Here is a 25493-nt window from a genome sequence, read left to right as displayed (position 1 = left end):
ATTAAAATTAATTTAAACCCTCTATTTCTTCAGAAAACCTTCCGGCAAAATATAATGTCCGGTTAAAGGATCAAGAAATACTTCTGAACCCGTCATTGCATTTCTTTTCTTTGCTGTTGCTGCATCGATGGCAACTCCTACCAAAGCTCCAACCAAACCACCTGCAGCTCCGCCAATCATCGCTCCATTAGAATAGGTTTGAGGATACAATTCTTCTTTTTTAGCCTCAATAAATAAACCTTTGTCATCTTTGAAAATCTCAACATAACCAATAGGAATTACTTTAAACGGAACTCCGTTGTGCACAAAAGCGTAGAAGTTTCTGATTGGTTTTTTTTCTTCTCCGTTTACGGCTTTCGTGGCAACGCCCTTTTTATCGGTTTCAATCGTAAAACCAGGTTCAGGATTATGCGTGAAAAAGCTGTAATAATCTTTGTAAACACCCTCTTTCAACTCATCTGCTTTGTAAATATCAAGTTTATCTTTTAAAACCGTGGCATAATTTTTAAGTTCTTCCTCTGAAACGACCATGTCCCAAGGTTTTGCTTCGTAAGAACCTTTTAGTAATTCAGAAAAGGTGAGACTTAATTTTTTCGCCAAACTTTGGGCAAGATAAGGCGTAGTTCGGGAAGAAACTGTTGCTAACGTATCTTTTCTGTAGAGTAAATGATAGCCATCGTCTTTTTTAAGAAACGTACTTGCACGGATTTCGAGTTTTCCGATTGAGAATTTCTCCTGTTTATCCTCAGAGAGTTTAATGTTTTCAAGTAAAAGAACAAGTTCGTCATTACCTCTTACAGGATTATCGCTGTAAAACCAGTCTTTAAAATCTTGATCTGCATTATTTTCAAATGCCAGATTAATCTGATCTTTATGGTACATCACAGAGCCAATTTCCTGATTTTCTCTCTGATCAATCACCGTGAAGTTTTTATAGTTAGTTTTTTTACTTTTTATCGACTGCGAAAGCTTTATGGTTTCAGTTTTCTGAGCATTCAGTAAAGTCGTAGCCAAAAGGAAGAAAAGTAGTTTTTTCATTCTGATAATTTTTTCTCAAAAGTATGAATTTAAATCAAACGACCCTTACAATAAGGATTGCAAGGGTCGTTCAAACATTAAAAAAATAAACTATTATGTAGACTGCTTTATCGTCTTGAGTCTTTTTGTCCTCCGTGGTTTTTTTTCTCGTTCATTTTGTCTCTCATCATTCCCTCAGACTGAAAAAGCTTCAAAACTTTTTGGCAAGGTATTACTTTTTGCATTTTCTCTGCATATTCTTTTCTATTGTCCAGCATTTTCTGTCCTACTTCAAAGCTTTGCTGAAGTTTTGCTTTGGCATCTTCTTCAGACAGCGTTTCAGGATTAAAATTAGAATCAAACTGTGACTTTATTGTTTTCTGTTTGTCTAAATATTCGTTATAAAGCTGTGTAAATTCTTCTTTATCGTCAGCATCAATATTCAACTGTTCAAGCACCATATTATTCCGGAATTTGATGAGCAAAGCTTTTCTTTCTTCCGGCGACATATTGTTGATTATTTCTTTGCGCTGCTTGGGATCCATTTTCTTCCAGTCATAATCTTTCTGGGCAAAAACTCCAAGGCTACAGAGCATAAATAATATTAAAAAAAGTTTCTTCATCTTTTGTTTAGTTATAAAGATCCAAATACACATCCTGATTCCCGTTCACTGCAAGATCTGCAATTTCCGAGCTGGTAAAAGAATCCAGATATTCGTTCATCTGTTTTTCTGTCTGTTTGGCTGATGCTGTTACCGTTTTCACATTTTTGGTATTATCCACATTCTGCACAGCAGTTCTTACGACAGGTTTTATATTTTGATCTTCAACTATTTGATTATTGGTTTCTACAGAAGTTAAATCTGCCTGTAAAGTTTCATAAGCAATCTGGCTCTCCTTCTTAGGTGTAATTTCTGCCAGTGTATTAACCGGTGCAGTGTCTGAAATGCCGTTATAAACAAGAGATCCACCAAAAACAAGTGCCAAACATGCAGCTGCAGTATAAGCCCAGTTAAGTCTGATAATAGGCGCTTTTTTCTCAACATTAATCTCCGACAAAACTTTACTTTGAATGCTTTCAAATAAATTCTCAGGAGTTTTATAAATATTTTTTCTCTCAAGGCTTTCTACATCAAAACCTTTCAATTCGGTCATCACATTGTTCTGGATGTTTTCAAATAAATTATCCGAAACTTTATAGATGTTTCTACGCTCCAGGTTTTCAATATTAAAACCATTTATTTCAGCCATTACATTATTTTGGATATTTTCAAATAAATCATCCGAAACGCTGTACATGTTTTTGCGCTCTAATTTCTCAATATCGAAACTATTTACCTCGGTCAACACTTGATCCTGAATATTCTGAAACAGATTATCCGGAACACTGTAAATGTTTTCCCGTTCTAATTTTTCTATATCGAAGTCTTTCATGTTTTGGTTTTGAAAAATTACTTTTCGAAATTTTCTTTTATATATTCTTCTATTTTCTGTTTGGCATAATGATAATTCGTCTTCAAAGTACCAACAGACATATCTACAATTTTTGAGATTTCCTCGTAAGGAAGATCATCATAATACCTCATCGTAAAGACAAGTTTTTGCTTCTCCGGCAGACTTTGTATCGCTTTCTGCAATAAAATCTGTATATCTTCTGCATCTGTTCCCGCATTATCGGCAACAAGATTCTGCATGTGATAATCGGGATCTTCATCCGTTTTCTGCATTTTTTTCAGCTTATTTAGCTGTTGCAGAGCTTCATTGGTTGCAATTCTGTACAGCCACGTGTACAACTGACTGTCATTTTTGAACTGATGAAAATTCTGATAAGCTTTAATAAACGTTTCCTGCAAAGTATCCTGAGCTAAATCGCCGTCAACGATTATTCTCCTGATGTGCCAATACAGTCGGCTCTGGTAAGCATCCATCAAAGCACGAACTCCTTTTTCACGAGTTTGCGGGTCTTGCATCAACGAAATTATTTCCGCGTCTTTATTCTTCATAAGATGCTTTCATTGTTTTGGATTACAAAAATAGCTGAAAGTTAAATTACTATTCAATTTTTGTGCAATTAATTGCATTTTAAACATGAAAAATAAAAAATACATAACACCCATTCCCCATCACCCAACCAAATTCTTTATCTTTGTTCAATGCAAACAGTTATCATCGGATCTGGAAATGTTGCTTATCATTTAGCAAAAGCTTTTGTTTTAAATAAAATTCCAATAGCCCAGATTTTTGGCAGAAATGAAGCTGAACTTCAGAAAATTTCATCCGAATTAAAGATTCCTTATTCGACAGAAAAACTGACCGATGCGGATCTGTATTTAATTTGTGTAAGCGACAGTTCGGTAGAAAATGTTTCGAAATTGATTACTAAAAAAGATTGTTTGGTGGCACATACTTCCGGATCATTACCAAAAGAAATTCTGGCAGGGGAGTACAGAAAATCAAGCTTCTACCCTTTACAGACTTTTTCAAAATCAAAAGAACTGGATTATTCTAAAATTCCTTTTTTTATTGAAACTGAAAATAAAGAAGATCAGAAAATCTTAACGGATTTTGCTTCTAAAATTTCTGACAATGTGATGGAAAGTACTTATGAAAAAAGAAAATACATTCATTTGACTGCCGTTTTTGCCTGCAATTTTGTGAATCATCTTTTTGCAAGAGCCAAAGAAATCTCCGACGCTCAGGGGATTCCGTTTGATTATTTTTTGCCTCTGATTGATGAAACCGTACAGAAAATACATGAGATTGATCCGAAATCTGCCCAGACCGGACCAGCGGTAAGGAACGACAAAAGAATTTTGGAACTCCATGAGCAACTTTTGAAAGATGAAAGTCTTGAAATCTATAAAACCTTAAATCTTTCCCTTAAAAAAATGTACGATTTGCCATAAAGTTTTAACTTTGATGAAAACCGAAAAAAAATGAACACCAACATCGTCCGTTCTCTCATCATCGGAGCCGCTGTCGTGCTTACAGCCTTTATTTTAGGCTCAAGTTTTAAAAATAGAAATTTAAAACAGGATACCATTTCTGTGACAGGTCTTGGCTCAAAAGATTTTATTTCAGATGAAATCAGTTGGGGTGGAAGTTTTGATGCCAGTGCAATGGATGCCAAAGAAGCGTACAGTTTGATTTCACAGGATAAAGAAAAAGTAAAAGCTTTTTTCTACAGCAAAGGTTTTAAGGCCGGAGAATTTTCTTTTGGCGGTGTCAATTTTTCAAAATCTTACCGTACGGTAACCACTAAAGATGCAGATGGAGCAGAAAACTCTGAAGAAATTTTTGATGGCTACAGAGCTTCGCAAAACGTATTTTTCAGAGCAAAGAAAAATCCGGATCTGATGAAAAAAATAGAAACGGTAATGGATAAAACTGCCGAATTGATCAACAGTGGAGTACAGTTTGAGCCATCTGCTGCTCAATACACCTATTCGGATCTGTCATCTTTGAAACACAGTCTGATACAGGCAGGATCAAAAGACGCCAAAGAAAGAGCTGAGAAAATTGTGGAAAGTGCCGACGGAGATTTAGGAAAATTGAAAGATGCTTCAATTGGTGTTTTTCAGATTACAGCGAAAGGTTCGACGGATGAAGATAGTTACGGTGGAAATTTTGATACTTCAAGCAAGGAAAAATCAGCGAGAATTACGGTAAGACTGACATATAATCTTGATTAAAATAATTTAAAAATAAAAAATGATCAGTGAATGCAATTGATCTGAATCTTCTATCATTCATCCATTATCATTTATCAATCATAAATCAACATGAGTTATAAAGAGAAATTAAAAGATATAAAAGCATTTGTATTTGATGTAGACGGCGTTTTCACAGACGGAAGCGTTTATCTGATGCCAGGTGGAAATATGTCCCGTGTGATGAACGTTTTAGACGGTTATGCCGTGGTAAAAGCATTGAAAAACGAGTATTTAATCGGTGTAATAACAGGTGGAAATGACGAAATGGTAAGACACAGAATCAATTATCTTGGTATTGAAGATTACTATGCAAAATCACATAACAAAATGGTTGATTATGAAAATTTTAAATCCAAATATAATTTAAAAAACGAAGAAATTCTCACAATGGGCGATGATCTTCCGGATATTCACATGATGGAAAATTCTGCCATTGCGACCTGCCCGGAAAATGCCGTTCCTGAAGTAAAAGGAATTTCAGATTATATTTCTTCCGTAAAAGGTGGAAGCGGAGCTGTTCGGGATGTGATTGAGCAGGTAATGAAAGTGCAAGGGAAATGGCATGATGACAATACACAATCTGTATAGTAACCGAAAAAATCTTTTATCACATTCATTTATCTTTTATCAATTATCATTCATAAATACCGATGAAAATATTACTCGCCTCGCAGTCTCCAAGGAGAAAAGAACTTCTTTCCAGTTTAGGATTTGAATTTGATGTCGTAAAAATCGACTGCGAAGAAATCGTTCCCGAAAATGTAAAAGTAGGAGAGGCCGCAGCTTATTTATCTGAATTAAAAGCCAATGCGTTCAGAAATTTAGAGCAAAATGAAGTTTTATTGACCGCAGATACCGTAGTTGCAATAGAAAATGAGTTTCTGGGCAAACCGAAAGATGATGTTGAAGCCAAAAAGATGCTTCGCTCATTATCAGGGAAAATACATCAGGTTTATACCGGAATTACCATTAAGACTTTAAACAAAACCATTACCGAAACTGATGTTGCCAATGTAGAATTTGATGAAATTTCTGACGAAGAAATCGATTTTTATATTAAAAACTACCAACCCTTCGATAAAGCGGGAAGCTACGGAATTCAGGAATGGCTGGGTATGGCAAAAATTAAAAACATAGAAGGAAGTTTTTATACCATTATGGGGCTTCCTACACATCTTGTTTATCATATTTTAAAAAATATTTAAAAAATTCCAAATAAAAATTTGCTATTTTTACAAAATCATCATTCTGCTATAATAAAAAGCAGATTAGAGAGTTATATTAGATAATGAAAAAGAATATCTTATTCCTTTTAACGGCAATTATCGTTGTTTCCTGTAGTACGAGAGTAAAAAAACCGGAAGCGAGATCGAAGTTTATAAAAGGATTTTCAACATATTACAACACGCTCTTCAATGCAAAAGATGCACTGAATACCGAGTTTGAAAATAGAGACAAAGCACATAAAGACAATTTTTATGCGCCTTATATTCCTATTTTAACCTATGACGAGCAACCTTTGGGAAGTGATTTGGGACAATCTGCCGCTTTTGCAGAAAACTCAATGAAAATGGCAGAAGTGAATCGTCCCCAACAACAGGGAAGAGGTGGCCCGCCTGCAATTCCAGGTGCACCGGGAGGCAACAGTCCGATGATGGGTGGACAGGGGCCACAAAATCCAAATCAGCAGACCAATAAAGGAGCAACTATTCTTGAAATTGCTGAAGCAAAGGCATTAAAGGCAATTAATAAGTACTCAGTTATCCGAAAAAATGAAGAAGTTAACAAAACGATTTTTGATGCTTACATTATTTTGGTTCAGTCCAGAATTTATCAGGGTAAAAATTTGCAGGCTTTAGACGCACTCAACTACGTTTACACGCACATGAAGGAAGATAAAAGACTTCCTTTAGCAAAGGTTTACGAAGGTCTTGCTTATGCTAAAATGAATAATTTTCATAAATCTGAACAAATCTGGGGACAGGTAAAAAACGAAGGTTTAAAGAAAGATTACGACAAATTATTAAGTATTTACCGTTCTGAAGCTTTATTAGATAATGGTAAAAAAGCGGAAGCTCTTGAAGAACTGAACCGTGCCTATGCATTAAACAGCAACAGACAGCTGAAAAGCCGAATCTCTTTTCTGAAAGGGCAGGTGCAGCAGGAATTAGGCAAAAATGATGAAGCGAGAGAAAGCTTCATGGCAGCCTACAAATATGCCAATGACTTTGAATTTGAAGTAAAATCACAGATTCAGATTGCCAAGACTTTTAATGGAAAAGGAAACTACGACGGAGCAAGAGAATATCTTGAGAAAATAAGCAAAAAAGGAACCTATGGTTCCAGAAAAAATGAATTTTACTACGCTTTAGGTTTAATGGCAAACAATGCCGGAAAGAAAGAAGAAGCGCAGGAATTTTTCAGAAAATCTTTGAAGGAAGCCGTTTCAGACGGGCAGGTGAGAGGTCTTGCTTATTATGAAATCGGGAAGAATTATTTAGATAAAAACGATTACATCGGTGCGGGAGCTTACTATGATTCTGCTTTGGCGGTAATGACTTATGAGCCTTCAAAAATTTTATTGAAAGACCAAAGTGTTTACATCAAAAAAATCTCTGTAAACTACTATCTTATCAAGAAAAACGACAGTATTCTTTCGCTTGCAAATCTTAGTACCGAACAAAAAACAGAATTCTTTAACAAGCACATCGCAAAACTTAAAATAAAAGAGGAAAAAGAAGAGCTTGAAAGAAGAAGAGCAGAGCGAAGTAAAGGCTTTGATACCGGAGATTACAGCGCCAATTCAATGTTTGCCAACTCGGGTAACACGTTTGAAGATTTTGGAGTGAGCCAAAAAGGTTTCTATTTCAGCAATACTGGAACTGTAAGTAAAGGGACTTCTACATTTAAGCAGGTTTGGGGAGACAGAGCACTCTCCGACAACTGGCGTTTTTCTAAAAAAATGGCAACCATTGAAGACATGAAAAATGAGGCTTTGGGTGTGACTTCTGTACCCAATCCGAGACGTTTTGAACCAGCCTATTATATTGAGCAGATCCCTACAGATGCAGGGAAACTGGGTCAGCTGAAAAAAGACCGTGATACGGCTTCTTTAGGCCTAGGGGTGATGTATCAGAACTACTTTACCAATACACCTCTGGCTACAAAAACACTTTATGATTTGGTAGATGTAAAACCGGAAGAAAAGGTAATGTTGCAGGCTTTGTATGAGATTTTTGCCATGAATTATGAGAAAAACCCTCAAATAGCTGAACGTGCGAAACAAATATTGCTAAAAGATTATGCTTACACTTCGTATGCAGAATTTGCCAGAAATCCTAAGAATAATACGTTTGTAAAATCCTCCGCAGATACCGAAAACGAATATAAAACGGCTTTTGCCCTTTATGAATCTGAGAAATTTGGTGAAAGCCAGGCATTGATTGATCAGGCAATTCAGAAAAATCCAAAAGATGCTTTGGTTCCTAAGCTTTCTCTTTTAAACGCTTTCAACGCAGGAAAATCGAGTGGGAAAGAGGTAATGATTCTTCAGCTGGAACAAATTGTTCTGAACTATGCCAAAACTCCCGAGGGAGAAAAAGCAAAGCAAATGCTTACTTATCTCAAAAGTGATCTTGCCTTTCAGACTACAGACAATCAAGGAAATAGAATTGGGCAAGGTCAGAATCAGATGCCAGGAAATATTCAGAATCAACCTCCGCAACCGTCTGGCCAGCAAGCTCCTTTGATGGGATCGCCAGGTATTCCGATGGGAAATATGCCGAATGCAACACCGCCGACTCAGAATACGATTCAGACGAAGCCAACAGATAAGCAGCCCCAGGGAAATAATCCGAACTTTAATCTGTCGAATCCCAATGCAGCTCCTGCAAAACCTAAATAAATAAAAAAGCGAAGATTATTCTTCGCTTTTTTTCTTTTTAACTCCGTGGAAATCTTTCAGATAGAACGGTTCAAAATACGCAATATCTTCAAAATCTTTGGCTTTTACTTTTTCTAAAGTTTTATTAACCAGATATTTTGCGGAAGGGTAGATGCCTTCATTAAAATCAGCATGTGGAAGTTGTAAAATTTCCTTTGCTTTTGTAGCTCCGTCGCCTACAAAAAGTATTTTTTTATCTTTGAATTCCTGAAAAGAAGTTTCATCTAAAACTTTAGCCTCAGTCGGGCTCAGTTCATCGCCCGAAATACCATCGTAAACAGCGGTGTAAACTTCCATACGTCTCGCATCAACCAAAGGGATAACCAAATCATAGTTTTGTCCTAAAAACGCCTCTTTCATGCTTTCCAAAGAATTCACTGCAATCAAAGGAATATTTAAACCATAACAAAAACCTTTTGCCGAAGCCGCTCCAATTCTCAAACCCGTGTAAGAACCTGGACCTTTTCCCAGACAAACGGCATCGATTTCTTTTAATGAAATTTCAGCGCCTTCCAAAGCCCATTCTACAAAAGTGTGCAGCGACTCAGATTGTTTATAATTTTCTGAAACTTCTTCTGCTACACAAAGCAGTTTTTCGTTTTCTGAGATGGCTACTGAGCAGTTTTTTGAGGAAGTTTCGAGGTATAGGATTTTCATTTATTTAAATTTAAAACAAGACTTTTTAAGCAAGTTTATTTTTATATCACAAAAGTACCAAAAGAAATGATTGAATGAAAGACCTTCAAAAGTTTAAAAAATCAAAAATTTTAAGCTCCGTTTGTCCCTGCTTCAAACGTTCATCATCCATTACAAAACCTTTGATGATAAACTCTTTTAGAGTCCGCGTTGCCCAGATTCTGAATTGTGTTGCTTTTGCACTAGTTGATTCTATGTCCAATTCTCCTTCAAAAATAAATATTTTTAAGATGCTTCGTGATTACTGTTCTTTCAACATCAAACAGAGCCGCCATCGACTTCTGTGTAAGCCAAGCCGTTTCATTTTGCAGAAAAACATCTACCTAACTTCTTTGTTAGGCGTCTTAAAAATTAAAAATTTTTGAAAATCTTCGTTCATTATTTGTTCGTTTTACAACAAATTTATCACTTAATTTCCACACTTTGGCGGCTCCATAATTTCCATTGAGATTTCATTTTAATCCAGATTTCGAGTATTGCCAGTTTCATTTCAAAATCCTGATTTTTGTACAAGCCTTTTACATTGATTTTTCTCCTGATGCTGATGGTATTTTTATACTTTTTGATTTCAGAAACTTTGGTTTGAGCAATTTCTTTGTAAATAACTTTCTTTGAAGCAAAATCTTTTTTAAAATCATCCAGATTCTGGATCCAGCCATTAGAATGACCGAAAGAAACGTCATCTGAAAATAAATTTACAATGGAACTATCATTATTCTTCATCACAGAATCTAATCTTTTAGCCTGAAACAAAACTGCTTCTTCCGCTTTTGAATAGTTTTGAGAATACCCAATCGCAAAGCAAAAAATCAATAATAGCTGCAAAACTTTCATTTTCAAATTCTCAAATTGACCCATTTTCAAATTGAAATTATCCTTTTCTGTAAATCGTTCTCGGTTCGCTCTGAGCACTCGGATAAATCGTCATATCTGAAACCGTCACATGCTGTGGAGCATTAACGCAATAAGCAATTGCATCGGCAATATCTTCAGCTTTCAAGGCTTCGTAGCCGGCGTAAACAGTTGCAGCTCTTTCCTGATCACCTTTAAATCTGATTAAAGAAAAGTCTGTTTCTACTGCTCCCGGCTGAATATTGGTCACGCGAATTCCGAATTCTGTCAATTCAATTCTCATTCCTTCTGAAATCACATCAACTGCTTTTTTGGTAGCACAATACACAACTCCGTTAGCATAGGTTTGTCTGGCTGCAACCGAACTGATATTAATAATCTGCCCTGAACTTCTCTCTTTCATCATCGGAATAAGCGTTTTTGAAACGTATAAAAGCCCTTTTACATTTCCATCAATCATATTATCCCAATCGCTGGTACTTCCCGCTAACAAAGGCTCTAAACCGTGTGCATTTCCTGCATTATTAATGAGAACATCAACGTTTTTCCATTCTTCAGGAAGTGAGGCAATGGCATTTTCAACATCTTCTAAATTTCTAACATCAAATTTTAAACTAAATATTTCGGTAAAAGCTGATAATTCTGTTTTTAGAGATTCTAAAACTTCAGATCTTCTTCCACAAATAATGATTCTGTTGCCTTGCTTTGCAAAAAGCTCTGCTGTGGCTTTTCCTATTCCGGAAGTGGCTCCGGTGATGAGTATTGTCTTCATAAAAATTTCATTTTTTAATGTACCATTGTATCAATCTAGCAATTTACCAATAATTGTTACACTGATACATTGATAAATTGTTACATTAATTAGTTTGCATCGAATGCCTGAAAAGCATCCGGAATATGTTCTATTTCTAAGTCTCCTTTTGAGTCTGGAAGAACTGAAATAATATCAAATCTTACTTCCTGATTTTTATTAAATTCTTCCATAAAATGATTGGCTGCCAAGACAATTGATTTTATTTTCGATTTGGTAACGGCTTCTTGTGGAAGAATGAAAAAATCGGTTGATCTTGCCTTTACTTCAACCACAATTATTTTATTATCTTTTTCTGCAATAATATCGACTTCATTTTTCTTAAAACGGAAATTTCGCACCAGAATTTTATATTCATTTTGAATTAAATATTCAGCTGCAAGATTTTCTGCTTCTTTTCCTAGTTCATTGTGGTCTGCCATCGGATGGGAGAGTTTTAAGGTTGGAGTGTAGGAGACTTTTTTCTTTATTTTCTAAATTGATACGCCCACCAAATCAAAACAATCTGCAATGGAAGTCTCAAAACAGTCAGCCAAAAATATTTGTGATGGATTTCGTAAAACTTTCTTGCCATTTCAATATTGGCAGGGAAAACTGCAATAAATAAAGCAATAGAAAGGTAAGCTCCCCACTTTTGTGTTTCGGGGAAAAGTAGGAGAGTACCACACAAAATTTCTACTAAACCGCTGATATAAACCATTTGCAAATGCATTGGAATATAGTCTGGCATAATCTTCATGAAAAACTGAGGTTTTATAAAGTGAAAAATCCCAGCTGTAATCAATAGAAAGGCAAGTATAAATTTTGAGTAATACATTTTATTGCTTAAATGTTAGCGATACATTCTTTCCAGCCTTTAGAGAAACTTCTGCTCCTAAAATCAATGGAATATTATTGTGAATATGTCCGTTTGGAAATGCAAAAACTGTAGGAAATTTATATTTTGAAATTCTTTCTGAGATTAATTTATAGGCAAATTCATCAAAGCTTTCTTCGTATTGCTTGTTCTCTTTTTCATCTCCCATATTGGTCATTCCGCCGATAATTAAACCTTTAATTTTAGTGAAAACGCCCGCCAGTTCTAAACTCATAATCATCCTGTCTAAAGCATAAAAGTTTTCACCAATATCTTCGATGAATAAAATTTTATCTTTAAAATCAAAAGAATATTTTGTTCCTAAAAGTGCATAAACCAATGCTAAATTTCCTCCAATCAATTCTCCTTCTACATTTCCTTCTTTGTTAAATGGGTTTGATTTTAAAGTATATTTTAAGGGTTTTCCTTTCAGAATATTGAAGGTTAAATCATAACTTTCATCTGTCACACCGAAGCTTGAAGTTTTGATAGTTTGTCCGTGGATCGAAGCGAAGCCTTTTTTCAATAAATAACTCTGAATAACCGTATTATCAGAATATCCGATGTACCACTTTGGATTTTTGATGAAACCTTTTAAGTTTAAATTTTCAACCAAATGTTGGCAACCATATCCTCCACGTGAAGCCCAGATTGCTGAGATTTCGGGGTCATTCAACGCCCAATTAATGTCGCTGCTTCTCTGTTCTTCAGTTCCGGCATAATTATATCCGTTTGAATATTTTGTGTAAAGATTTTCTCCCAAAACGGGTTCAAATCCTTTAGATTTTATCATTTGAAGACCTTTCTCCAACTGAGATGGTTCCACGGCTCCTGCGGGAGAAATGATGGCTATTTTGTCGCCTTTTTTAAGCGGTTTTGGAAAAATTTTCATTGATCAGTTGTTGTTTTTATTAATAGTTTTAAAAGTGCTTAATTTAATGCAAAGCTCGCAAAGATTTTTATACCCTTATTCTGCATATTTTTTGTTGATCCAGAAGTTTCGGGATTCTATTCAGCAAAGACCAAAAGAAACCTGCATTTAAAAGATTAAACTTTAACAATTTTATTTGTTCTTTTTATATTTTAATTCTTTCTTTTCCGCTTCTTCCAATTGCTTGTCAAACTGATTAAACATCTTGAAACTTTGCAGGAAAATGAAGAAACTGAAGAAAATTAAAACCACCCCAACCCCTTTTCTAATGTTATTGGCGAGTTTTTGGGTTAGCCTGTCGTGAAACTGTTTTGAAAGGAAAATTTTGGCAAAATCAATCAGAAGATAGGTTGAAATAACAATGGCAAGGTATAAAATCATGGTCTCTGTATCGGGATACTGATTTCTGACACCAATTACCGTCACTAACCAAAAAAGAATCACTCCTACATTCAAAAGATTTAATAAAAACCCATTGAGGAATGTTTTAAAGTAATTCTGACTGATAATTTTCTCTTCTCCAGCCATGTGCATCTTGGTTTTTGTAACCATCATGATAATCCCGTAACTGAGAATAAGAATGGATGTAATTCTGTAAAACCCGGGGTGCTTGTCGATTAAATCTACGATGTCTGCACTGGCGTAATAGGCTGCAATAATGCACAATAAATCTGCTGTAATAACACCAAAATCGAGTGCCAGAGCATGTTTAGGACCTCTTGTAAAACTGGTTTCGATTAACAGGAAAAAAATAGGCCCGATAAATACGAGACTCAGCATAAAGCCTAAACCTATGGCAGAAAGTATGAGTTCAAACATTCAAAATTGTTTCAAATTCAAATTTAAAGATTATATTTTTATTTGTCTGTAAAAATGATTTTTTTTAAATCTCAATTGTAAATTAGATAATATTTAAACCAAAAAAGACCACAAAAATGCGGTCTTCCTATATTATATTAATTATTAAATTTTATTCAACAATCTTAAAATCAAGCTGCTTGGCAATTAAATTGGCTTTCACCACTTTGATCTGAACCTGATCTCCTAATTGATAACGGTTTCCTGTGCGTGAACCGTAAACAGCATGAGTTGCTTTATCGTAGGTGTAAGAATCATCCATTAAATCTCGAAGTTTAATTAAACCTTCAGCTCCGTTTTCAGGAATTTCAACCCAGAAACCAAATTCTGCAACTCCCGAAATCACACCCGTGAAAGTTTCTCCCAAATGTTTTTCCATGAATTTTACCTGCATAAATTTGATGGAATCTCTTTCTGCATCGGCTGCCAAACGTTCTCTTGCACTGCAATGCTTAGATTTTTCTTCCAGTTCGTTTCTGTCCGGAGATTTTCCTCCGTCCAGATAATGCTGAAGCAATCTGTGGGCAAGCAAATCCGGATAACGACGGATAGGAGAGGTGAAATGCGAGTAATAATCGAATCCTAAACCATAGTGACCAATCGGCTCGGTAGAATAAACTGCTTTGCTCATGCTTCGCATCGCAAGGGTTTCAATCATATTTTCCTCGCCTTTTCCTTTGACGTCTTTCAATAAAGTATTCAAAGATTCTGCGACTTTTTTGGTATTTGCCAAATCCATTTTGTACCCAAAAGTAGAAACAAAATCTCTCAACGCCTCTAATTTTGCTGGATCCGGATCGTCGTGAATTCTGTAAATAAAGGTATTTCCGTTCGGGCTTCCTTTTTTGAGCGAAACAAATTCAGAAACTTTTTTATTAGCCAACAACATAAATTCTTCAATCAAATGATTTGAATCTTTGCTGATTTTGAAGTAAACGCCAATTGGCTGGTTGTTTTCATCTAAATTGAAACGAACCTCGCTTCTGTCAAACGTAATTGCACCGTTTCTGATACGTGCTGCACGCATTATTTTTGCTAAACCATCCAGAACGTTGATTTCCTCTTGTAAATCGCCTTCTTTGGTCTCGATTCTTTCCTGAGCTTCTTCATAAGTAAAACGTCTGTCTGAATGAATTACCGTTCTTCCAAACCATTCTTTTTGGATTTCTGCCTTGTCATTCAACTCAAAAACTGCAGAGAATGTATATTTATCTTCATTCGGACGAAGCGAACAGACATCATTACTCAAAACCTCCGGAAGCATAGGTACAACGCGGTCTACAAGGTAAACTGAAGTTGCTCTTTCGTAAGCTTCATCATCCAGAATAGTTCCCGGAACAACGTAATGAGAAACGTCTGCGATGTGAACACCGACTTCCCAGTTTCCGTTATCCAGTTTTCTCATCGATAAAGCATCATCGAAATCTTTGGCATCTTTCGGGTCAATGGTGAAAGTCAAAACATCGCGCATATCCCAACGTTTTGCGGCTTCCTCGTCTGTAATTCTACGGTCGATTTTATCGGCATCTCTTTCCACTTCTTCAGGGAAACTGTAAGGTAAACCGTATTCTGCGAGAATAGAATGAATTTCTGTCTCATGCTCTCCAGGATTTCCTAAAACCTGTAAAATTTCTCCTTCAGGATTTTTATCGCCAGGTTTCCATTCGGTCATTTTTACGGTCACTTTATTACCGTTTTCGGCACCGTTTATTTTACCTTTCGGAATGAAAATGTCTGTATTAATCGTTTTTTTATCACAAACTACAAACCCAAATTCCTTGTGAGGAACGAGTTGGAAAGTTCCCACAAATTCAGATCTTTTTCTCTCCAGAACTTCCAAAACGGAGCCTTCGAGTTTTTTACCTTTAAAATTATAGGTAACTATTAGAACTTTATCGCCCTGCAAAGCATCTTTCACGTTTTTCGCATGTACGAAAACATCGTCCTTAAGATTTTCTACAGTAACATAAGCATTTCCGCTTTGGTTAAAATCTATAGTTCCCGTTAAAGTACCTTCGATATTGAGATTGATGCTGTATTTTCCTTTTTCTGTTTCTTTAATTCTCTGGCTCGACAATAATTTGTGCAAAGCCTGAATCACCATTTCACGCTGTCTCGGGTTTTTGTGGTCAATCCCGTCTGCGAGTTGCTTGTAATTATATAATTTGGTTTGATTCTGATTCATAAATCTCATGATTAATCTCCCGATTTCCACGAGTTTATGATCGTTTTTCTGACTTATATATTTTTTCTTTTTTGGCATTTTTTAAAAATTTTGTTTTGTTTCAATCAATTCCCATTGATTGTTTATAAATTGGTATATTAAATATTTTCTTTTATAATTATGTATGTTGTCATTTAAAGTAATATCATTCTGATATGTCGTGTAAAGCATTTCAACACTAACCTTTTTTTCAAAATCATTTTTACTGATATTTACTGAAAGTACATTTAACTTTTTTATCGGTTGAGTGATTTTATTTTTGTAATAGATAGAAACCTCCTTTTCCGAACCTTGTTTAGATATTTTAATTTTTTTGTTTTGAAAATTCTGGTTTGAAATATCTTTTGGAATATTTTCAAATTCAATTCCACTTCCCATTCCGCCAAATAGCATTGCCAAAATGAAGTTTTTTTTAGTTTTATTAAAAATCTTCATTATTGTCTCATCTGTCCAAAAATCACTGTTTTTATAAATAGGTGTTGCTTCATAATATCCTCCACAAGAACTTTCTAGTCCTGTCCCACATACAAGTAATTCATAATCAACCAAATAAATTATATTTTTTTCTTTTAATAAGCTAAAATCAATATCTTTTATGATTCTATCTGATAATGTTTTGTAATTTATTTCTTTTGCTTCTTCCTGTAATTTTTTCAATCTTTCCTGTTCTCTTTTAATAACATCCGAACAATCTCTTCCCTTACAACCATTGTTCTCAGGAATACCAGGAACTGTAGGACATGCATCATCCTTATCTAAAATCCCGTCCCCGTCCGTGTCCGGCCATGGACAACCATTATTTTCAGGTGGTCCGGCAACGGAAGGGCAGGCATCATCTTTATCCAAAACACCGTCTCCATCAAAATCCGGCCATCTGCAACCATTATTTTCTACAACACCTGATTCTTTAGGACATTGGTCTAAATAAAATAAAACACCATCTTGATCTTCATCTGAAAGACATATCTTTTTGCTGAATTCTTTTCTGCATTTATTGAATGTTCCTTTATCAACAATTTTCTGTGCATTCGTCAGGTAAATTGAAAATAAAAAGCAAAATGATACAAAAGTTTTCATTGAGTTTGTTTTAAAATTTATACTCATCTGTCGTAGGTATTTCTATCCATTTTTTATTTTGGTACTGATAGGTTTTATAGTACCTGTCTTCATCTTTGGAATGCGGTTCATCAAGATTATATTGAAATTCTACAATTACAATTTTGTCCGGATGATTTTTAAATTTTAAGTAAATCGTATCAAAATTTTCATTTACCCCATGTAACTTACTCAAAATCAGATTTTCATTATCCTTTGGAAAATAAAAAAATTCTTTCTTGTCTTCATGAGGAATTTCTTTTTTATTAGTGTAATCTACTAGTTTATATTTTTCAATTATCAATCCTTTAGATTTTTTCTTTGAAAGTTTAATCAAATTTTTTGATTCTCTAAAATAATATCCCCGAATTTTCTCTTCCAAAATATGATCTTCTGTATCCGGATAAATAAAGGATTCTATCCTTGTCAAATATGGAATTACATTTTTGTGTAATTTTTTATTGATAAATTTTATTGTTTTCTTATTCCAGAATTTAGTTTGATTATAAAAAGGATTTTCACTGTTGTATTCACATATCCATTCGTCTTCAAAAATCGGTCCCACTCGCTCATTAGAAAGATTTCTGAAGTAAAAAACCAAATTTTCTTTCTGAATTTTCTTTAGATCAAAATCAGAAATTATTTTTAGGTATAATTCTGAAAAATCAACCACTTTAAAATCTTTCTCCAGCTTAAAATAAATTTTACTCTGTTCTATACAATATTGTTCCTTTTGATCTTCTCTTGAATAATGGTAACTCTGCCCAAAACAAAGACAAAAAATTAGAAAGAAAAGTGATGAAAAAAAGTTTCTCAAAAGTTTCATATGTACAATTTTTTACTCAAACTTAAAAGGTTTTAGGTGGAGAGCAGTATTTATAAATTTAAACAAAAAAGTGGAGAAGGAGAGATAAATTTTCTGCAGGAAATTAGAAAATTTTATGGAATCAACAGTGTGGTAATTACCGTTGGACGGTGCAAATATATAAAATAAAATATTAATAAATGTTTTTAATTGATTTACAGTAATTTAAAAGTTTAAATATATCAATTCATTAAATTTATTTTTCAATGATTTTTTTGATTAATGTATTTATTTTAATTTTTAATTTCGTTCCACTTAAAATTACTGTATTCTAATTTTTTAGAAACAGGATACAATCCGCCAGAGCTGGGAGTGTACGTAATCTCTAAAACATGTGGATTTAAAAATCTTATTTCCAATACAATTGAAACTGCATTTTCTTTAACTTTCCCTCCACCTCGAGGAAAAATATACGATGTACTTCCTGTTGAATTTGATTTCAGATAATTGTGTAATTCTTCTGATAAAACCGGACTGAAACTGTTGTCATATTCTTTAAATGGATACTTTAATGAGACAGCAACATTATTTTTCTGAACAAAATTTGCCAATGCTTTCTTAGTCCAGAATTTTGTCAGCAAAAAATTATATTCATCTGTTTTTCTGCTGCTTGTACAGGTAGGCACATAATTTCTTGGAAAATACATACATGACGGACCATAATCCATAAATTTTAGATAAACTAAATTTACTTTTTTACTTTTATTTTTCTCAGAAAAATATTTCAATAAGTTACCAATCAGTTTATTATAAATATTTTCAATTGTTGAATTATCTTCTCTGAATTTTTCAAATTTCTTTTTTTCATCCTCATAAAATTGAGTACAATCCAATTTTCCACCTGGACAGCCATTTTCTTCCTTTACGCCTAGAACAGTAGGACATGCATCATCTTTATCTAAAATCCCATCTCCATCTGTATCCGGCCAGGGACAACCGTTATTTTCTTCTGATCCTGCAGCTGAAGGACATGCATCATCTTTGTCTATAACCCCATCTCCATCGGTATCTGGCCAAGGGCAACCATCATTTTTAATAGTTCCAGACTCTTTTGGACAGCGGTCTAAATAAAACAAAAGATCATCTTTGTCTTCGTCTGAAAGACATAATTTTTTGCTGAACTCTTTTCTGCATTTTTTGAAAGCTTCTTTGTCGGTAATTTCCTGAGCGTTTGCGTAGAAAATGACAAAAAGTGAAAGGAAAATAAGGTATTTTTTCATCAGAAATTTCTAAAATTTATATTCATCAATTGTAGTAATTTCTACCCACCTTTTGTTTTGAAATTGATAGGTTTTATAGTCTTGATTGAATTTTACAACAACTATCTTCCCCAATTTATTTCTGAAACTCAAATCTAAAAAATCATAATTTTTTTCATTATTATCGCTGTGAAGAATTAAGTTTACCATATCAAACTGAAAATAATATAGTTCAGTTTCAAGTCTATAATTTCCCTCTTTTTTTACAAATTTTCCAGCTTTTTGCTTTACAACAAGTTCATAGAATTTCATATCCCTGTTAGATAAATAAAAATCTTCCTGTGATTCTTTATTTTTACTTAAAAACGATTCATATCTCAATGAAGGAACTAAGTTTTTCTTCCAATTTTTTACTATTTGAAGTATATTTTCTTCTGTCCAAAAAAGTTTTGCGTTATAAACAGGATTTTCAATATTGTAAGTAGGAACGTAATCCGTTGTATTAATCAGCATTCTTTGCTCATTAGCCAAAGTATCAAAAGTAAAAACTATATTTTTCTCTTTCTTCTTTTCGGTTACAATTTCTTGAATAATCAGCTTTGATAAACCTACAAAATCTACATTTTTGAAGTCAGCAATCAGTTTATCTTCAGTAATTTTCTCTTCTTGTATGATGTTCACTTTATTGATACTATCATCCACATACTGTTTATAGGTTTGTCCAAAAGAAATGAAAATGATAAAATTTAGGAAAAAAGACAGAGAAACTTTCATAGTTTTTTAATTCATATCAGTTTTATTGATAATTAATTTGTTTAAAATTGGTACAGACTTATAGTATTTAGTATTTTCAAATCAATCTGCTAATAGTTCAGACTTAGTTCCGATAAAATTAAAACAAATATGGAGAAGAGTTAAGTAAAATTTTAAAGAAATCAACAATTGTATTTAAATCTTGGACTTCGTTAATCTTTATAAAAAAGGCTTGCAAACTGAATTACAAGCCTTTATCAATTTAGCAGAACGCTATTTTATCTACTCTGTTTTGATGTCTTCCGCCTTCAAACTCTGTATTCAGAAAAGTTTTTGCAATTTCTAGTGCAAATTCTTTCGCTACAAATCGGGCAGGTAATGCGACCATGTTGGCATTGTTGTGTTGCTTCGATAGGGCTGCAATTTCAGGCATCCAGGCTAATGCACAACGTACGCCCTGATGTTTGTTGGCAGAAAGCTGAACTCCCTGACCGCTTCCACAAACTAAAATTCCAAGTTCGTTTTCTCCTTTTTCTACAGAAGTAGCTGCAGGATGCACAAAATCAGGATAATCTACACTTTCCAGAGAATGCGTTCCAAAATCCTGAACATCAAACTCTTCCTGCAGTTGCTGTTTCAGATATTCTTTGTATTCAAAACCTGCATGGTCTGCGGCGATTGCGATTTTTCTTTTCATTTTTCTTTTTATATTAGATTTAAATTTATTTTCGACTTATAAACCTCTCAAATCACTGCTTTTTAAAGAATTAACTTTATAAGAGAAATTTATTTTTTGAGTTTCATTGGCATTTAATGAAACATTCCAGGTCAGAATTCCTGTTTTTTCATCATATTCTGCATTACCTTTATCCATCATGGTGATGATAATCTGTTTGTCTGTCGTAATCGGAATCTGGTCTTTCAGCTTGATTTTTATCTTTTCACTTTTGTTATTTCTCACCGTAATTTCAAAAGCAAACTGCTGTTCTTTATTCGTGGAAGAAATGCTTTTTGTAAAGGTTTTATCTTTCACAGGCTGCCTTTTGATGCTGATTCTCCGGTCTTCTCCCAAGGTCAGAATCATCTTGCTGTCGGTAGTTTCCGGATTGATCACAGTTTTGCCAACGTTGGTATCTTCAAATACGATATTTGCTTCGGCAGGAATCAGATTGTACTTGTCTAAATTTTCAATTTCAGCCACCAAAAATGCAGAATTGGAGTATTTCGGAACCGCAGAATAAATAAAGTTTGCAGGAATATCTGTGGAATTCAGATTAATGCTGTTGTCTTTATTATTCGATAAAATCGTGAATTTATCTTCCAGTTCGTAGCTTAAATTCAACTGATTTTGAGAAACCACATTTCTCGGCCCTGTAATAGCCACTTCAGAAATTTCAGATACCGCAGCAGAAGAATTTCCTCTTATCGAAACTCCAGGAGCTTTGCCTTGCAGTGCAGAAACAGCATTTGCTCTATCTTCCTGAGGTTGATAGTATAACTGCCAAATACCAAGTTCAGGCATAACCCTCCTCTGATTCGGATATCCCGAAATCAAGTTCATCTTCACGTTTTTCCAGTCTAATCCGGAATTCTGGCGAACCATCGCTTTGTAACCCAGATTAATTTTACTTCCCAAACCATTAGCAATTACATCATAATAAGGTCTCCATGAGGCATTGTTGACGTTATATTTAATATCAAGATTTACATTTTCATTGGCTTCAGCAGAAACCTGAAGAATGAGTTTACCTTTCGGATAATTTTCTCTTTCCTGATTATTCAAATTAAATTTCGTCTCCAGACGGCTGAGTTTTTCTTGCCATGTATTGATAATTTCCTGATTTTTTACCAACGCTGTGCCCAATTCCAGCCTTTTCTTCTGATTGTATTTCAACAATTTTGAAACCTCGGAAGCGTAAGATGTCGAACCCGCATTAATAGTTTGGTTTCGGTCTAAAATTTCAAGACTTTTTGAAAGCGTATTTCTCTCTAAGTTTAGGATTTCTAACTTATTATTAGCCAGATCAATACTATCTAAAACAATTTTATGCTGCGGATTTTTCTTATCTAAAGCCACCGCATACATCTCTACGTCATTTGAAAAACGATACGTGAGAATAGAAATTTTATTCTTACTTCCCAGTTTAATCGAATTCTGATCAATGTTTTCAGCAATATTGTTGATGATGATTTCAGAACTTCCTTTCGGAATTTTAAAAGAGGTCGTAGAAAAAAGCTCTCCGGATTGTTCATACACTGTAGCGCTTTTAAGCTCAGCCTCGGCAAAGACGGGCTTCTGACAATAAATAGAAATGGAAAATAAAGAAAGTCCTAACAGATAGAATTTACTCATCATCTAAGTTTTTTGAATGTTCAAATTTAAGTATTAAATATCAATTGTTAGTTTCCCGTTGAATGACTGTTAACATCATTGTGAATAACTGTGGAAAACTTTGTTGAAATTAAACTTTTTTTCTCAGCAAAAAATAACTAATGAAAGTTGCTTCCAAATTTTCGGGCACAAATTTCGAAAAACTTTCCTCAGACATTTCTTGACTTTCTCCATAGAACGGTTATTCATAAAGGGTATCGTGGAAAAGTTATCCATATTTGTTGGTAAGTGACAGAAAAATCAGATTTACAGTGTGTTATTTTGTTAATTAAATATGAATTATAATTAAACTTCATGTTACCAAGTTTTAACACGAAAGTTATCCCCGAAACTCACAACACTCAACAACAATATCATTCTTTCTTTATTAAAAAAAAGAAAATAGTGTTGATTAGTGACTGGTGCATTGTTCGGAAAATTTTGAAAACTTTTAAAAGAATCGATTTTTTGCGAGACTTTAAAATCTTACATTTGTGAAACAGAAAAATCAAAAATGTTGCGGATTTTTCTAAGTTGTAAAAGTTTATCATTTACACTTGGCTGCAGCTGCTTTAGACAAAAAAATATAGTTTCAGATATGAAAACAATCAAAGATTTCAATTTTAAGGACAAAAAAGCTCTGGTAAGAGTAGATTTTAATGTTCCGCAGGACGATCAGATGAAAGTGACAGACAACACAAGAATTGTAGCTGTAAAACCTACAGTGGATAAAATTCTTCAGGACGGTGGATCAGTAATTTTAATGGCTCACCTGGGCAGACCAAAGGGAGAGGCTAAGGATGAATTTTCTTTAAAACACATTGTGGAAGAGATTTCTAATGTTTTTGGAAAAGAAGTTAAGTTTGTTGATGAATGTGTAGGAGAAAAAGCTGAGCAAGCTTCTGCTGAACTGAAGGCTGGAGAAATCCTTTTATTGGAGAATTTACGTTTTCATAATGAAGAAGAGAAAGGTGATGAGGCTTTCGCAGAGAAACTTTCTAAATTAGCAGATGCTTACGTAAATGACGCTTTTGGTACAGCTCATAGAGCACATGCTTCTACTGCGGTAATTGCTAAATTTTTCGAATCAACTAAATTTTTCGGTTTATTAATGGCTAAAGAGCTTCAGGCGATTGATAAAGTTTTGAAAAGTGGTGAAAAGCCTGTTACAGCAATACTTGGAGGCTCTAAAGTTTCAACTAAAATTACCATTATAGAAAATATTTTGCCTGCAGTTGACAATTTAATTATTGGTGGTGGTATGGCTTTTACATTCATTAAAGCATTGGGTGGAAAAATTGGAACTTCATTGGTTGAAGAGGATAAATTACCTTTGGCACTTGAAATTTTAGGGAAAGCAAAAGAGCATAACGTAAAAGTATATCTTCCTATAGATACTGTAATTGCTGAGAGTTTCAGTAATGATGCAGACAGAGATGAAGTAAATATTTATGAAATCCCTGAAGGTTGGATGGGATTGGATGCAGGTCCAAAATCAAGAGATCAGTTCAACGATGTTTTGTTAGATTCTAGAACTATTCTTTGGAATGGACCGATTGGAGTTTTCGAAATGTCAAATTTCTCAGCTGGAACTGTTGCTTTGGGTGACAGTATTGCTGAAGCAACAAAATTTGGAGCTTTCTCATTAGTTGGTGGAGGAGACAGTGTTGCTTTTGTAAAGCAGTTCGGTTATGGCGAAAAAGTAAGTTATGTTTCTACCGGAGGAGGAGCGATGCTTGAAAGCTTAGAAGGTCTGGAACTTCCAGGAGTTGCTGCTATCAATAATTAGAAAATTATATTTTTATAAATTTTAAAGTCTGTTGGAGTTTTCCGACAGACTTTTTATTTTAAATACTTTCCAGATTGAAAATTGATTTAGAAAATTTTGTAGCTCTCAGTTTTGCTTTTTTAAAAATTTTACTAGGATATAATTATTTTTACAAATAAAGAATTTTCAAATTTATTTTTAACAAACCCCCAAAATTTAAATTTTAGAGAAAAATGGTGAAAAATTGGCTTTCAGAATTAGGTTTTAAATTGAAAAACAGAAATTCCTGGAGCGTTTGGACGTAATTTTTATTTTAGGCTCAAAATGATATGTTTTTGTGGAAATTGACTTTTTAAACCTCACATTTTCTTTTTTTTCATTGAAAATTTTCATTTTGAATGAATCTAAAAAATTTATTTGTCTTATTTCAAAATATAAATTAATAACTCACTAATTTATTTTTTAAAATTTTATTGAAGAGCAAAATTAATTATATATGTGAATTCTTACTTTTATCACATTACAATTTTAATTTTAACCAATTGAAAAAACAAAAACTCAGGATAAATTCCTGAGTTTTTTAAATTTTATGACAAAAATGCTGAAAATTGACCTTTAGAAATGGCTTAAAAATCGATTTTCTACTTTTTTTCGATAATGTATATCAAACTTGAAAATTCATTAGAAAAAATAGCTTTTACGTTAGAAATCGTTCCGTAGATGGTCGCTTTTAGCCAAAAAAGAGGAGATTTCTTGTATTTTTCGCTCAACATCGAGATGTAATATGAATCTAAAACTAAAGGTTTGATTTTTCTCATTTTCCAATTTGGTTTCTTTAAAATCAAATTTTCCATACCTTTTTTTGAAAAATGATAGATGTGTCTGGGTACATCGTAAGCTGCCCAGTATTCTTTATAATGTTTTGCATCGTAAGAAGTAGGGTTGGGCACAGCAATAATTAATAGACCTTTTTCTTTCAGTTTCTTATTAAAAATTTCAAGCATTTCATCCTGATTTTCCACGTGCTCGAATACATGCCAAAGTGTAATTGCATCTAAACTGTGGTCTTCAATTGTGTTGATGTTATCTAAAATTGTAGCTTTCGAAATCTTATTTTCAGCTGCTTTTCTTGCATCAGGATTAGGTTCAAAACCAAGAACTGTAAAGTCATTTTCAATGTATTTTACAAATTCACCTGCACCACAACCATAATCTAAAACATTCGAACCTTTCTTAATTCTATCTAAAAGGATTGTTTTTTTGTATTGTAAATTGAAAGATTGCAAAAATTTATATAACTTTTCTTTCAAACTTCCGGAATCCTGATGATGCGAAATATAGTCTTCACTTTCATAATATTTGGAAATATTTGATGGGATAGGGGAGGTTTTAAAAACTCCTTTGGTATCAGTTTCTATAATTTCAAATACTTCCTGAGAAAGAAAATGATCTTTAATTTTCATTTTTATGTAATTGTATTTTAAAAATAAAGGTATTTAGAAAAGTGTTTTAAGCCTCTAAATACCTTAGTTTATTTTAAA

General features: G+C 33.8%; 25 protein-coding genes and 1 pseudogene. 6 read left to right on the top strand and 20 right to left on the bottom strand.

What is annotated here, in order from left to right; all coding sequences use genetic code 11:
* Nucleotides 1-21: 21 nt before the first annotated feature.
* From AC2A1G_RS07575 to AC2A1G_RS07560, 4 genes are all read right to left on the bottom strand, one after another.
* Nucleotides 22-1038, bottom strand: a complete 1017-nt coding sequence (locus AC2A1G_RS07575) for a hypothetical protein (RefSeq protein ID WP_484046314.1) — start codon at nt 1036-1038, stop codon at nt 22-24.
* Nucleotides 1039-1145: 107 nt separating this feature from the next.
* Complete coding sequence (locus tag AC2A1G_RS07570) at nt 1146-1640, bottom strand: hypothetical protein (protein WP_484046313.1); 495 nt, start codon at nt 1638-1640, stop codon at nt 1146-1148.
* 7 nt (nt 1641-1647) lie between these two features.
* Nucleotides 1648-2451, bottom strand: coding sequence for a hypothetical protein (locus AC2A1G_RS07565; protein ID WP_484046312.1), 804 nt, complete (start codon nt 2449-2451; stop codon nt 1648-1650).
* Between the two features lie 17 nt (nt 2452-2468).
* Nucleotides 2469-3020, bottom strand: a complete 552-nt coding sequence (locus tag AC2A1G_RS07560) for an RNA polymerase sigma factor (protein WP_484046311.1) — start codon at nt 3018-3020, stop codon at nt 2469-2471.
* Between the two features lie 150 nt (nt 3021-3170).
* On the opposite strand from AC2A1G_RS07560, the gene AC2A1G_RS07555 reads away from it, so the two are divergent.
* The 5 genes from AC2A1G_RS07555 (at nt 3171) to porW (ending at nt 8634) form a co-directional block, all read left to right on the top strand.
* A complete protein-coding gene (locus AC2A1G_RS07555) occupies nt 3171-3923 on the top strand; it encodes a Rossmann-like and DUF2520 domain-containing protein (protein WP_484046310.1) in 753 nt (250 codons plus the stop codon).
* Between the two features lie 30 nt (nt 3924-3953).
* Nucleotides 3954-4709: an SIMPL domain-containing protein gene (locus AC2A1G_RS07550; RefSeq protein WP_484046309.1), complete on the top strand. Its 756-nt coding sequence runs from the start codon at nt 3954-3956 to the stop codon at nt 4707-4709.
* A 90-nt stretch (nt 4710-4799) separates the two neighbouring features.
* Nucleotides 4800-5318, top strand: coding sequence for a KdsC family phosphatase (locus tag AC2A1G_RS07545; protein ID WP_484046308.1), 519 nt, complete (start codon nt 4800-4802; stop codon nt 5316-5318).
* A 62-nt stretch (nt 5319-5380) separates the two neighbouring features.
* Nucleotides 5381-5935, top strand: a complete 555-nt coding sequence (locus tag AC2A1G_RS07540; RefSeq protein WP_484046307.1) for a Maf family protein — start codon at nt 5381-5383, stop codon at nt 5933-5935.
* 83 nt (nt 5936-6018) lie between these two features.
* Nucleotides 6019-8634, top strand: a complete 2616-nt coding sequence (gene porW / locus AC2A1G_RS07535) for a type IX secretion system periplasmic lipoprotein PorW/SprE (protein ID WP_484046306.1) — start codon at nt 6019-6021, stop codon at nt 8632-8634.
* A gap of 15 nt (nt 8635-8649) precedes the next feature.
* Here the strand turns inward: porW and tsaB are convergent, their stop codons facing one another.
* The 15 genes and pseudogenes from tsaB to AC2A1G_RS07460 all read right to left on the bottom strand — a co-directional run bounded on the left by tsaB (nt 8650) and on the right by AC2A1G_RS07460 (nt 22166).
* Nucleotides 8650-9330: a tRNA (adenosine(37)-N6)-threonylcarbamoyltransferase complex dimerization subunit type 1 TsaB gene (gene tsaB, locus AC2A1G_RS07530; RefSeq protein ID WP_484046305.1), complete on the bottom strand. Its 681-nt coding sequence runs from the start codon at nt 9328-9330 to the stop codon at nt 8650-8652.
* Between the two features lie 85 nt (nt 9331-9415).
* Nucleotides 9416-9571 (bottom strand): RhuM family protein, encoded by a 156-nt coding sequence (gene rhuM / locus AC2A1G_RS07525; RefSeq protein WP_484046304.1) that lies wholly within the window; start codon nt 9569-9571, stop codon nt 9416-9418.
* Nucleotides 9572-9774: 203 nt separating this feature from the next.
* On the bottom strand, nt 9775-10203 hold the full coding sequence (locus AC2A1G_RS07520) for a nuclear transport factor 2 family protein (protein WP_484046303.1): 429 nt from the start codon (nt 10201-10203) through the stop codon (nt 9775-9777).
* Between the two features lie 37 nt (nt 10204-10240).
* A complete protein-coding gene (locus tag AC2A1G_RS07515) occupies nt 10241-10993 on the bottom strand; it encodes an SDR family NAD(P)-dependent oxidoreductase (RefSeq protein WP_484046302.1) in 753 nt (250 codons plus the stop codon).
* Nucleotides 10994-11082: 89 nt separating this feature from the next.
* Nucleotides 11083-11454, bottom strand: coding sequence for a YraN family protein (locus AC2A1G_RS07510; protein WP_484046301.1), 372 nt, complete (start codon nt 11452-11454; stop codon nt 11083-11085).
* A 44-nt stretch (nt 11455-11498) separates the two neighbouring features.
* Entirely contained in the window at nt 11499-11849 is a 351-nt protein-coding gene (locus tag AC2A1G_RS07505) for a DoxX family protein (RefSeq protein WP_484046300.1), read from the bottom strand.
* 1 nt (nt 11850) lies between these two features.
* Entirely contained in the window at nt 11851-12780 is a 930-nt protein-coding gene (locus AC2A1G_RS07500) for a S66 peptidase family protein (RefSeq protein WP_484046299.1), read from the bottom strand.
* A gap of 171 nt (nt 12781-12951) precedes the next feature.
* Nucleotides 12952-13638 (bottom strand): LysE family transporter, encoded by a 687-nt coding sequence (locus tag AC2A1G_RS07495; RefSeq protein WP_484046298.1) that lies wholly within the window; start codon nt 13636-13638, stop codon nt 12952-12954.
* Between the two features lie 151 nt (nt 13639-13789).
* Nucleotides 13790-15940: a ribonuclease R gene (gene rnr, locus AC2A1G_RS07490; protein ID WP_484046297.1), complete on the bottom strand. Its 2151-nt coding sequence runs from the start codon at nt 15938-15940 to the stop codon at nt 13790-13792.
* 663 nt (nt 15941-16603) lie between these two features.
* A pseudogene (locus AC2A1G_RS07485) lies at nt 16604-16855 on the bottom strand (thrombospondin type 3 repeat-containing protein); the annotation flags it as partial.
* A gap of 133 nt (nt 16856-16988) precedes the next feature.
* Nucleotides 16989-17822 carry a hypothetical protein gene (locus tag AC2A1G_RS07480; protein ID WP_484046296.1) on the bottom strand — a complete coding sequence of 278 codons (834 nt, stop codon included), beginning with the start codon at nt 17820-17822 and terminating at the stop codon, nt 16989-16991.
* A gap of 272 nt (nt 17823-18094) precedes the next feature.
* Nucleotides 18095-19081 (bottom strand): thrombospondin type 3 repeat-containing protein, encoded by a 987-nt coding sequence (locus tag AC2A1G_RS07475; RefSeq protein ID WP_484046295.1) that lies wholly within the window; start codon nt 19079-19081, stop codon nt 18095-18097.
* Between the two features lie 9 nt (nt 19082-19090).
* A complete protein-coding gene (locus AC2A1G_RS07470; protein WP_484046294.1) occupies nt 19091-19834 on the bottom strand; it encodes a hypothetical protein in 744 nt (247 codons plus the stop codon).
* Nucleotides 19835-20075: 241 nt separating this feature from the next.
* The gene (gene rpiB, locus AC2A1G_RS07465) at nt 20076-20510 is read right to left on the bottom strand and encodes a ribose 5-phosphate isomerase B (RefSeq protein WP_484046293.1); all 435 of its coding nucleotides are present in this window, start codon (nt 20508-20510) and stop codon (nt 20076-20078) included.
* Between the two features lie 36 nt (nt 20511-20546).
* Nucleotides 20547-22166: a DUF4139 domain-containing protein gene (locus AC2A1G_RS07460; protein WP_484046292.1), complete on the bottom strand. Its 1620-nt coding sequence runs from the start codon at nt 22164-22166 to the stop codon at nt 20547-20549.
* Between the two features lie 616 nt (nt 22167-22782).
* Between AC2A1G_RS07460 and AC2A1G_RS07455 the strand changes: the two genes are divergently transcribed.
* Nucleotides 22783-23973 carry a phosphoglycerate kinase gene (locus AC2A1G_RS07455; protein WP_484046291.1) on the top strand — a complete coding sequence of 397 codons (1191 nt, stop codon included), beginning with the start codon at nt 22783-22785 and terminating at the stop codon, nt 23971-23973.
* 620 nt (nt 23974-24593) lie between these two features.
* On the opposite strand, the gene AC2A1G_RS07450 is transcribed toward AC2A1G_RS07455, so the two are convergent.
* Nucleotides 24594-25415 (bottom strand): class I SAM-dependent methyltransferase, encoded by an 822-nt coding sequence (locus AC2A1G_RS07450; RefSeq protein WP_484046290.1) that lies wholly within the window; start codon nt 25413-25415, stop codon nt 24594-24596.
* Nucleotides 25416-25493 lie beyond the last annotated feature (78 nt).

It is taken from the genome of Chryseobacterium sp. HNCC26DJ240 (assembly GCF_057180485.1).
Note: the sequence above shows the minus strand (reverse complement) of the source record. Positions and strands in the feature narration are given on the sequence as shown.

Bases quoted from the DNA above. Each gene is read 5' to 3' on its own strand.
- AC2A1G_RS07575 (WP_484046314.1), bottom strand. From the start codon at position 1,038: ATGAAAAAACTACTTTTCTTCCTTTTGGCTACGACTTTACTGAATGCT.
- AC2A1G_RS07570 (WP_484046313.1), bottom strand. From the start codon at position 1,640: ATGAAGAAACTTTTTTTAATATTATTTATGCTCTGTAGCCTTGGAGTT.
- AC2A1G_RS07565 (WP_484046312.1), bottom strand. From the start codon at position 2,451: ATGAAAGACTTCGATATAGAAAAATTAGAACGGGAAAACATTTACAGT.
- AC2A1G_RS07560 (WP_484046311.1), bottom strand. From the start codon at position 3,020: ATGAAGAATAAAGACGCGGAAATAATTTCGTTGATGCAAGACCCGCAA.
- AC2A1G_RS07555 (WP_484046310.1), top strand. From the start codon at position 3,171: ATGCAAACAGTTATCATCGGATCTGGAAATGTTGCTTATCATTTAGCA.
- AC2A1G_RS07550 (WP_484046309.1), top strand. From the start codon at position 3,954: ATGAACACCAACATCGTCCGTTCTCTCATCATCGGAGCCGCTGTCGTG.
- AC2A1G_RS07545 (WP_484046308.1), top strand. From the start codon at position 4,800: ATGAGTTATAAAGAGAAATTAAAAGATATAAAAGCATTTGTATTTGAT.
- AC2A1G_RS07540 (WP_484046307.1), top strand. From the start codon at position 5,381: ATGAAAATATTACTCGCCTCGCAGTCTCCAAGGAGAAAAGAACTTCTT.
- porW (WP_484046306.1), top strand. From the start codon at position 6,019: ATGAAAAAGAATATCTTATTCCTTTTAACGGCAATTATCGTTGTTTCC.
- tsaB (WP_484046305.1), bottom strand. From the start codon at position 9,330: ATGAAAATCCTATACCTCGAAACTTCCTCAAAAAACTGCTCAGTAGCC.
- AC2A1G_RS07520 (WP_484046303.1), bottom strand. From the start codon at position 10,203: ATGAAAGTTTTGCAGCTATTATTGATTTTTTGCTTTGCGATTGGGTAT.
- AC2A1G_RS07515 (WP_484046302.1), bottom strand. From the start codon at position 10,993: ATGAAGACAATACTCATCACCGGAGCCACTTCCGGAATAGGAAAAGCC.
- AC2A1G_RS07510 (WP_484046301.1), bottom strand. From the start codon at position 11,454: ATGGCAGACCACAATGAACTAGGAAAAGAAGCAGAAAATCTTGCAGCT.
- AC2A1G_RS07505 (WP_484046300.1), bottom strand. From the start codon at position 11,849: ATGTATTACTCAAAATTTATACTTGCCTTTCTATTGATTACAGCTGGG.
- AC2A1G_RS07500 (WP_484046299.1), bottom strand. From the start codon at position 12,780: ATGAAAATTTTTCCAAAACCGCTTAAAAAAGGCGACAAAATAGCCATC.
- AC2A1G_RS07495 (WP_484046298.1), bottom strand. From the start codon at position 13,638: ATGTTTGAACTCATACTTTCTGCCATAGGTTTAGGCTTTATGCTGAGT.
- rnr (WP_484046297.1), bottom strand. From the start codon at position 15,940: ATGCCAAAAAAGAAAAAATATATAAGTCAGAAAAACGATCATAAACTC.
- AC2A1G_RS07480 (WP_484046296.1), bottom strand. From the start codon at position 17,822: ATGAAACTTTTGAGAAACTTTTTTTCATCACTTTTCTTTCTAATTTTT.
- AC2A1G_RS07475 (WP_484046295.1), bottom strand. From the start codon at position 19,081: ATGAAAAAATACCTTATTTTCCTTTCACTTTTTGTCATTTTCTACGCA.
- AC2A1G_RS07470 (WP_484046294.1), bottom strand. From the start codon at position 19,834: ATGAAAGTTTCTCTGTCTTTTTTCCTAAATTTTATCATTTTCATTTCT.
- rpiB (WP_484046293.1), bottom strand. From the start codon at position 20,510: ATGAAAAGAAAAATCGCAATCGCCGCAGACCATGCAGGTTTTGAATAC.
- AC2A1G_RS07460 (WP_484046292.1), bottom strand. From the start codon at position 22,166: ATGAGTAAATTCTATCTGTTAGGACTTTCTTTATTTTCCATTTCTATT.
- AC2A1G_RS07455 (WP_484046291.1), top strand. From the start codon at position 22,783: ATGAAAACAATCAAAGATTTCAATTTTAAGGACAAAAAAGCTCTGGTA.
- AC2A1G_RS07450 (WP_484046290.1), bottom strand. From the start codon at position 25,415: ATGAAAATTAAAGATCATTTTCTTTCTCAGGAAGTATTTGAAATTATA.